This window comes from Flavobacterium sp. (assembly GCF_020217025.1).
In the GTDB taxonomy this organism is placed as follows: domain Bacteria; phylum Bacteroidota; class Bacteroidia; order Flavobacteriales; family Flavobacteriaceae; genus Flavobacterium.
The window spans coordinates 1-10,000 of the sequence record NZ_JAIWOF010000091.1; the positions used below are offsets into that span (position 1 = coordinate 1).

6 protein-coding genes are annotated in these 10,000 nt (G+C 34.1%); 5 read left to right on the forward strand and 1 reads right to left on the reverse strand.

Annotation, left to right across the window (positions count from 1 at the left end; all coding sequences use genetic code 11):
* The coding region (locus tag LDL23_RS04400; protein WP_291264625.1) for a M1 family metallopeptidase at window positions 1–1,243 on the reverse strand (1,243 nt) is incomplete at its 3' end.
* 179 nt (window positions 1,244–1,422) lie between these two features.
* On the opposite strand from LDL23_RS04400, the gene recG reads away from it, so the two are divergent.
* From recG to LDL23_RS04425, 5 genes are all read left to right on the forward strand, one after another.
* Window positions 1,423–3,531, forward strand: coding sequence for an ATP-dependent DNA helicase RecG (gene recG, locus LDL23_RS04405; protein WP_291264626.1), 2,109 nt, complete (start codon window positions 1,423–1,425; stop codon window positions 3,529–3,531).
* A gap of 198 nt (window positions 3,532–3,729) precedes the next feature.
* Complete coding sequence (locus LDL23_RS04410) at window positions 3,730–4,788, forward strand: efflux RND transporter periplasmic adaptor subunit (protein WP_291264627.1); 1,059 nt, start codon at window positions 3,730–3,732, stop codon at window positions 4,786–4,788.
* 37 nt (window positions 4,789–4,825) lie between these two features.
* A complete protein-coding gene (locus LDL23_RS04415; RefSeq protein ID WP_291264628.1) occupies window positions 4,826–7,912 on the forward strand; it encodes an efflux RND transporter permease subunit in 3,087 nt (1,028 codons plus the stop codon).
* Window positions 7,913–7,916: 4 nt separating this feature from the next.
* A complete protein-coding gene (locus LDL23_RS04420) occupies window positions 7,917–9,221 on the forward strand; it encodes a TolC family protein (protein ID WP_291264629.1) in 1,305 nt (434 codons plus the stop codon).
* 79 nt (window positions 9,222–9,300) lie between these two features.
* Window positions 9,301–10,000: bestrophin family protein (locus LDL23_RS04425; RefSeq protein ID WP_291264630.1), on the forward strand; the 700-nt coding region annotated here is incomplete at its 3' end.

Consider the following 10,000-nt stretch of genomic DNA (forward strand, 5'->3'; position numbering starts at 1 on the left):
TTTTCAAGAAATCATCAGTATTAACGTTTTTGTATTGGTATTTCTTTAAATACTTTTTAACCGCTTTTTGGAAATTCTTTGGACCAATATCTTCTCGCATCACATGTAATGCCCAAGCACCTTTTTTGTAAAACGATAACGAACTCGCTTTTTCATTCATTACGGGAATCGTATCGGTTTTAGAAGCCCGTTTTAATTGTTCGGCGTAATCGTTTAGTTCTTCGAAGAAATAATCATCGCCAAACAAATGACGTTCCGCTAATAAGGCATAATAAGTCGCAAAACCTTCCTGTAACCAATGGTGTTTTCCAGATTGAGCCGTAATCAAATCACCAAACCATTGATGGGCTAGCTCGTGTGCGTTGACATTGACATAATTTCTATCATTAAAACCAATTTCATCTACTACAAAATCTTGTGCAAAAATGGTTGAAGTCGTATTCTCCATTCCCGCATATAAAAAATCACGGACCGGAACTTGTCGGTAAATGCCCCAAGGATACTTCACTCCTATTTCTTGTTCCAAATAATCGAATAGTTCTTTGGAATAGCGATAGGTTGGTTCAAATTTAGAAACATCATTTTTATCCAAATAAAATTCTAACGGCGTTCCTGATTTAGTGGTTGTGGTTTGTTTTGCGAAATTCCCAATTGCTAGCATTACCAGATAAGAAGACATTGGTTTTTGCATTGAATATTCATAAGTAAAAACTTCCCTTGCAATTGGAATACTTGGTTTTGATTTTTTTATCAATTTTCCGTTGGAAATAACTTCGTATTTATTATCAAATATAATTTTCAAATTAAAAATCACTTTCTCATTCACATCATCAAAACTCGGCAACCAATGACTTGTATAACGTCCTTGCCCTTGTGTCCAAATCTGTAAATTTTCATCTTGACCCGTAAAATAAAGTGTTTGTTTCGGTTTTGCGGAATAAGATATTTGTAATTTATTTTTTCCAATTTTGAAATTACTAAAAATCTTTATCTTACCTTCTGAATAATCAAATTCAATTATTTTTTCATTAACAAGAACAAAATCTATATTCATGTTTTTTGCATCAATATAAATAGTATCGGTTTTTTTTAACACGTTAAAATCATAAATAACACCACCATATGTCAATTTATTTTTGAAATTAATATTAATTAAAGCATCACACTTAATAAAGTCTACTTTATCAGTTTGTTGAGCAAAAGAAAAACTTACTATTAATAAGGAAAACAGAATACGAAACATCTTGATGGATTTTAATAAGGTACGAATATAAACATTTTCGATTTCACTGATTTTAAATTAACAAATTATAAACTATCTTCGCTTTAGCATTTAGGAACACAGATTGAAGTAATTGGATAAATTTTTAAAATTTCTTAAATCTGTGTTCCAAAAATTAAATTTTGAACTTGTAATTGCACTTGAATTTGAATCTACTCGAAACTCCCATAGAATATCTCAAAGGCGTTGGTCCTCAGCGTGGCGATTTATTGCGCAAGGAGTTGGGCATTCATAAGTATGCCGATTTACTGAATTTATTCCCCAATCGTTATATTGATAGAACTCGCTATTACAAGATTAACGAACTGCAAAACAGCAATTCCGAAGTTCAAATTGTTGGAAAAATTATCAATATCAAAACGGTTGAGCAAGGAAAAGGAAAATCGAGATTAGTTGCAACTTTTGTAGATGAAACGGGACAAATGGAACTCGTGTGGTTTCAAGGTCAAAAATGGATTCGCGAAAGCATCAAAATTAATGTTCCGTATGTGATTTTTGGAAAAGTTACCCAATTTGGTGCCACCTACAACATGGCGCATCCCGAAATGGAATTGTTGGAAGAACACAAAGCCAGTCTTCGATCGGCAATGCAACCCGTTTATCCAAGTACGGAAAAATTAGCCAATAAAGGGATTTCAAACAAAGTCATCAATAAAATGATGCAACAATTGTTTGTGGAAACACAAGCTTTGTTCTCTGAAAATTTACCGAATTACCTTTTAGACGAATTAAAATTGATTCCTAAAAATGCGGCTTTGTTTAATATCCATTTTCCAAAAAGTCAAGATTTATTAGCTAAAGCTCAATTCCGATTGAAGTTTGAAGAATTGTTTTTCATTCAATTGCAATTGATTACGAAGAATCTAATTCGCAAACACAAAATCAAAGGAATGCCGTTTGAAAAAGTGGGTGAAAACTTTAATAATTTTTACAAAAATCATTTACCTTTTGATTTAACTAATGCCCAAAAACGCGTACTAAAAGAAATCCGTAACGACTTAGGAAGCAACGCCCAAATGAATCGTTTACTTCAAGGCGACGTGGGTTCTGGAAAAACGATTGTGGCTTTAATGTGCATGCTTCTAGCAAAAGATAATGGCTTTCAAAGTTGCTTAATGGCGCCAACCGAAATTCTAGCCAATCAACATTTCAACGGAATTACTGATTTAGCTAAAGAATTAAATATCAACATAAAAATATTAACTGGTTCAACTAAAACAGCTGATAGAAAAATCATCCACGAAGAACTTGAAAACGGAACTTTAGATATTTTAATTGGAACGCATGCCTTGTTAGAAGACAAAGTGCAATTCCATAATTTAGGTTTAGCGATTATTGATGAGCAACACAGATTTGGTGTGGAACAAAGAAGTAAACTTTGGAAGAAAAATGATGTTCCACCACATGTTTTGGTTATGACCGCTACACCAATTCCTCGAACTCTAGCGATGAGTTTGTATGGTGATTTAGATATTTCAGTCATTGATGAATTGCCACCTGGTAGAAAACCGATTCAAACCGTTCATCGTTATGATTCGAACCGATTGAAAGTTTGGAAATTCTTAAAAGATGAAATTACAAAAGGACGTCAAGTATATATAGTGTATCCATTGATTCAAGAATCGGAAAAAATGGATTACAAGGATTTGATGGATGGCTATGAAAGTATTTCAAGAGATTTTCCTTTACCTCAATATTCAATTTCAATAGTTCATGGAAAAATGAAACCTTCCGATAAAGACGAAGAAATGCGTCGCTTTTCAGAAGGAAAAACAAATATTATGGTGGCAACGACTGTGATTGAAGTTGGAGTAAATGTTCCTAATGCTTCTGTAATGGTCATTGAAAGTGCAGAACGTTTTGGTTTATCACAATTGCATCAGTTAAGAGGACGTGTAGGTCGTGGTGCCGAACAAAGTTATTGTATCTTAATGACAAGTCATAAACTAAGTAATGATAGTAAAATCCGAATGGAAACTATGGTTCGTACCAATGATGGCTTCGAAATTTCGGAAGTCGATTTAAAATTGCGTGGTCCAGGTGATATCATGGGGAAACAACAAAGTGGTGTTTTAAATCTTCAAATTGCGGATTTGGTAAAAGATAAAGAAATTTTACAATTGGCGCGTCATCACGCTATAAAATTACTGAAAGATGATGCTCCAATGGAAAAACCAGAGCATGCTAAACTTCGTGAAGCATTTATTGAGTTAAGCAAGAAGAAAACTATCTGGAACTATATTAGCTAAATTTCATTTAATGTAACGAAGTGAAGAAAAATTATAACAAAAAGTAAATTTCAACACCTATCTCGTAACTTTTTTAAGGAAATCTCAAATTTCTAAAACATTTGTACCTACAACAATGTTAAATAAATGGTAAGGTTTTGGCATAATTATCTCGTAAGACTTAGTTTTGTATAAAATCTTAAGTTTAGCTCCATTATTATGAAAATAAAAACGATAAGCATCACGCTAATTACCTTGACACTTGTAGGACTTATTGGATATAGAATCACAAAAAACAATGCCGAATCTGAAAAAGGTGGCGGAAAAGGAGATAAAAAACCTCCAATGATGGTTGATGCCATTGTAGTTTCTGAAACTAATTTTGCGAATACTATTTCACTTTCTGGTTCTATTGAAGCTAACGAAAATGTAGAAATTAGAAGTGAAGTTTCTGGAATTGTGGAGAAAATCTATTTCACAGAAGGAACTAACGTTAGCAAAGGTCAGGTTTTATTGAAAGTAAACGATATTGAACTTCGTGCCCAACTTTCGCAAGCACAAACTCGTCAAAGTTTGGCTTCTGAAAATGAAAGAAGAGCTAAACTACTTCTTCAAAAAGAAGCGATTTCTCAAGAAGAATATGATATTGCAAGTGCTGAATATAGAAGCCTGAAAGCACAAACGCAATTGATTCAAGCGCAAATTGGTAAAACAACTATTAGAGCACCATTTTCGGGAAAAATTGGTTTACGCAACATTTCTCCTGGAACTTATGTAACTCCTACTACCCTAATCACCAAATTGGTTAGTGCTAATCAAGTGAAAATTAGTTTCTCTATTCCTGAAAAATATGCATCGGAAGTAGAAAACAATACTAATATTCAATTCACGATTCCAAATAATCCTGAAAAATTCACAGCTAAAATTTACGCCATCGAACCTGAAATTGAAACTTCTACTCGAACCTTAAAAATTAGAGCGATTGCTGAAAATCCGAATGGAAAACTTTTAGCGGGAACCTTTGCTACTATTGAACTTCCTCTAAAAAATATCAAAGGAGCTATTCAAATTCCTTCTGAAGCGGTTGTTCCTGTTCAAGATGGAAAAGTAGTTTATATTGCCAACAATGGAAAAGCAAAAGAGGTAAAAATAGAAACTATCGCCAGAACTGATAAAGATGTAATCGTTACGCAAGGCGTAAAATCAGGAGATACAATTTTAACTTCTGGCGTTATGGCTTTAAAAGACGAAGCTGATATAAAAGTAAAAGTAAAATAAGCTTTTCTAAATTCTAATTTCAAACTTCAAATTTAAAATGAGTTTATCTACTTTAAGTATAAAAAGACCCGTATTTACCATTGTAATCAACTTATTGATTATCCTTTTTGGTATTTTAGGATTTAGTTATTTGGGCGTTCGAGAATTCCCTTCGATTGATCCTGCCGTAATTAACGTACGAACGAATTACACCGGTGCTAATGCCGATATTATTGAATCGCAAATTACCGAACCACTTGAAAAAGCTATTAATTCGATTGATGGAATTCGAAACATTACGTCTTCGAGTAACCAAGGTTCAAGTAATATTACGGTCGAATTCAAATTAGAGAAAAACCTGGAAGAAGCGGCTAACGACGTTCGTGATAAAGTATCGCAAGCCATTAGAAGTTTACCACAAGATATTGATGCACCACCAGTAGTTTCAAAGGCTGATGCCGATTCGGATGCGATTATTTCGATGACCGTTCAAAGTAATGCTAAAAATGCATTGGAATTAAGCGATTATGCAGAAAATGTAATTGCCGAACGTTTACAAACCATTCCTGGTGTGAGTAGCGTGCAGATTTGGGGACAAAAACGTTATTCGATGCGTATTTGGATGGATCCAATCAAATTGAATGCATACGGAATCACAGTTGCCGATGTTCGAAATGCTTTGGACAAACAAAATGTAGAATTACCATCGGGAAAATTAACAGGTGCTAATACCGAATTAATGGTAAAAACGCTTGGAAATTTATCTACTGAAAAAGAATTCAACGATATTATCATTGTAGCGGATGCGAATAAAACCGTTCGTTTAAGCGATATTGGCTATGCTGTTTTAGCTTCCGAAAATTTAGAAACCAAGTTTACTGAATCAGGAAATCCGATGGTGGCTGTGGCTATTATTCCACAACCTGGAACGAATTACTTAGAAATTGCCGAACAATTTTATGCCGAAGTTGATAAATTAAAGAAAGATTTACCGAGCGATATCAAATTAGATATTGCTTTAGATAATACTATTTTCATTAAAAAATCAGTTGTTGAGGTAGCGGAAACATTAGCTATTTCAGTAGTTTTGGTAATCATTATTATCTTCTTATTCTTTAGAGATTGGTCCATCGCATTCCGACCTTTAATTGATATTCCGGTTTCGTTGATTGCTACATTTTTTATCATGTATTTGTGTGGTTTCTCTATCAACGTTTTAACCTTGTTGGCAATTGTTTTAGCCACAGGATTAGTAGTTGACGACGGAATTGTAGTAACCGAAAACATCTTCAAAAAAGTCGAAGAAGGTATGTCGCCTATCGAAGCGGCTATCAAAGGTTCGAATGAGATTTTCTTTGCTGTAATTTCAATTTCAGTTACGTTAGCAGCCGTTTTCTTACCGATTATTTTCTTAGAAGGTTTCGTTGGACGATTGTTCCGAGAGTTTGGTGTCGTCATTGGTGCTGCTGTACTGATTTCCGCCTTTGTATCGTTGACTTTAACGCCAATGTTAAATGCTTATTTGATGAAAGGTGGCGAACAAAAGAAAACTAAATTTTATGAAGCTACAGAACCATTCTTCGTAAGTTTAAATACTGGATATGCCAATGCATTAACTAAATTCTTAAAAAGAAAATGGTTGAGTTTCCCAATTATCGGAGTTTGTATTGGATTGATTATCTTATTTTTCGCCATTCTTCCAAAAGAAACTGCACCTTACGACGATAGAAGCTTAGGTGTAATTAGTGTCACAACTCCAGAAGGTTCAACTTATGAATATACTGACCGATTCATGGAAGAATTATCCGATTTAATTAACGATTCGATTCCTGAGAAAAAAGTAGCATTGGTAATTACTTCGCCAGGATTTTTATCTTCTTCAGTAAATGCAGGAAGAGTTCGTTTAGCTTTAGTTGACCCAAGTGAAAGAGAAAAATCACAAAAAGAAATTGTGGATGACTTGAACAAATGGACTAAAAAATATCCACAAGCCAAAGTTAACGTTTCGGAACAACCAACAATTTCGGTAAACCGTCGTGGTGGTTTGCCAATTCAATACATTATTCAAGCGCCGAATTTTGAAAAATTAAGAGAAAAAATTCCACAATTCATGGAAGAAGCGAGTAAAAACGAAACTTTCTCCAATGTCGACGTGAATTTAAAATTCAATAAACCTGAAATCAACGTAACCATTAATCGTGAAAAGGCAGAAAGTTTAGGGATTTCGGTTTTAGATGTGGCGCAAACTTTGCAATTATCATTAAGCGGACAACGTTTTGGTTATTTCATGCAAAACGGAAAACAATATCAAGTGATTGGACAGTTTGACGAAAAAGACCGCGATGCTCCATTGGATTTAACTTCGATGTTCGTTAAGAATAAAGCAGGTGAATTAATTCAATTAGACAACGTAGTTGAGGTAGAGGAACAAAGTAATCCACCGCAATTATTCCACAACAATCGTTATATGTCGGCAACGGTTTCTGCAGGTTTAGCACCAGGAAAAAGTATGATTGATGGTATCAATGCGATGGACGAAATCAAAGAAAAAGTTTTAGATGATACTTTTACAACCGATTTAGGAGGAGAATCACGTGACTTCGTAGAAAGTAGTTCGAATACTTCTTTCGCATTTGGATTGGCGTTATTGCTAATCTATTTGATTTTAGCCGCACAATTTGAAAGTTTTATCGATCCATTCATCATCATCTTAACCGTACCAATGGCGGTAGCTGGAGCGTTATTCTCGCTTTGGTTATTTGGACAAACTTGGAATATTTTCAGTCAAATTGGAACCGTCATGCTGATTGGACTTGTGACCAAAAACGGAATTCTGATAGTCGAATTTGCCAACCAACTTCGAGAACAAGGAAAATCGAAATACAATGCCATTTTAGAAGCTTCGGAAGCACGTTTACGTCCAATTTTAATGACGAGTTTAGCCATTGCTTTAGGAGCTTTACCAATTGCACTTTCGCTTGGAGCCGCTTCTACAAGTAGAATAGGAATGGGAGTTGTAATTGTGGGCGGAACGATGTTCTCGTTAATCCTAACTTTATTTGTAATTCCATCCATTTATTTAATGTGGTCGAAAGCTAAAAAACACCGACCAGAATTTGATAATTTAGACGCTTTAGAAAAATAATAATATGCAACATTTATATAAAATAGTATTCCTTTTCATCATCGGATTTTCAGCACAAGCACAAGATTTGCTTACCCTTGAAGATGCGGTTAAAATTGCTTTGGAAAACAATTACGATATTAAAATCGCAAAAAACAATTCCAAAATTGATGCAACCAACAACAATTTAGCCAATGCTGGAATGTTGCCTTCATTGAATGCAAATTTCACTAACAATAATAGTCAATTAAATACCACGCAAACACAATCTGATGGTTCCGAAAGAAAACTAGACAATGCTAAAAACATGAATTTAACGTATGGTGTTGGTTTAGATTGGACGATTTTCGATGGTTTAAGCATGTTTGCTAGAAAAGAGCAATTAAACGTTTTAGAACAACAAGGAAAAGCCGAATTACAAACAGCCATTCTAACCCGAATTAGTGATGTATATACCACCTATTTTGATTTGGTACAACAACAACAAGTTTTAGCTTCGATTGATACCGCGATTGTGATTTCAAACCAACGTTTAACAACCGCTCAAAATCGTTTTAGCATTGGAAAAGCTTCGAAATTAGAAGTTTTGAATGCACAAGTAGATTTGAATAGCGATTTAAGTTTGCAATTGAAACAAAGAGAACTCATCAAAATCAGTAAAATTAGATTGAACGAATTATTAGTTCGCGATATTCAAACCGATTTTAAAGTAGCTAACGAAGTTACATTTGAACAAAACTTAGATTTCAACGAATTAAAAGCAACAGCCGAAAAACAAAATCCGCAATTGCAAGCGCAAATTCTATCTAAAAAAGTAGCCGATTTGAATTTGAAACAAGTCAAAGGCAATCGCTATCCAACGGTTCGCCTTACTTCAGGTTATAATTTCACACGTTCGGAAGCTTCTTTGGGATTTATTACGCAATCATCTGGACAAGGTTTTGTGTATGGAGTTACTGCGACTGTGCCAATTTTTAATGGATTTCTTCAAAACAGAAACGAAAAAGTAGCGAAATATCAAGTGGAGAATGCTGGATTCATTTTAGAACAACAAAAATTATCACTAACTTCACAATTATCGTCTTTATATGCGAGTTATCAAACCAATTTAGAGTTGGTAAAAGTGGAAGAAAAAAACTTAGAAATCGCCAAACAAAACTTAGATATTACGTTAGCGAAATTCAAAATTGGAACAATCACAACTATCGAATTTAGAACAGCTCAGCAAAACTTTGTGGATGCATCAGTTCGTTATTCGAATGCGCAATATGTAACCAAACTTTCAGAAATCAACTTAAAAGAATTAGCCGGTACTTTAAAATTAAATTAATATCTTATTTTTGTTAAAGTGATGAGGAGTTTTCATAACTTTTAAACTCTTAAACATCTAAACTTTTAAACATTAATAAATGGTTCAATACAACCCAAAAGACTGGATTACTTTTATTTTTCGTTTTCACGAATCGGATACCTTTCGTCAACTGATTCCGATGATGATTTTCATTGGATTTTATGCTTACGGAATCGCTTATTTGGAATTAGAATATTGGAAACTTTCCGAAACCAGTCATGTAAAAAACCTTAATGTAATGCACACCACTGTTGGTTTTGTATTGTCGTTATTATTGGCATACAGAACCAATACGGCTTACGACCGCTGGTGGGAAGGTCGAAAACAATGGGGTGCTTTAGTGAACAATAGTCGAAATTTAGCCATAAAACTTTCCGCTTATTTGTCTGATGAGAATGATAGAAATTTCTACAGAAAAGTGATTCCGGCTTATGCTTCAGTACTTTCAAAACATTTATTGAATGAAGAAGTAAGTAAAATGTTGTTTGAAGGTTTGGATTTAGAAATGGATCACCACAAACACCGTCCGAATCAAGTAGCAAAAATGTTGTTTCAAAAAGCAAATGATTTGTACAAATCGGGAAAAATTTCGGGTGACCAATTTTACATCATCAATTCCGAATTACAATCATTTACAGATATTTGTGGCGCTTGTGAGCGTATTAAAAACACGCCTATTCCCTACTCGTATAGTTCGTTTATCAAAAAATTCATCTTCTTTTTTGTGATGACGTTACCTTTCGGATTTGTATTTAGTT

Excerpts from the sequence above, each read along its gene's own strand:
- LDL23_RS04410 (WP_291264627.1), top strand. The coding sequence starts at position 3,730 with ATGAAAATAAAAACGATAAGCATCACGCTAATTACCTTGACACTTGTA.
- LDL23_RS04420 (WP_291264629.1), top strand. The coding sequence starts at position 7,917 with ATGCAACATTTATATAAAATAGTATTCCTTTTCATCATCGGATTTTCA.
- LDL23_RS04415 (WP_291264628.1), top strand. The coding sequence starts at position 4,826 with ATGAGTTTATCTACTTTAAGTATAAAAAGACCCGTATTTACCATTGTA.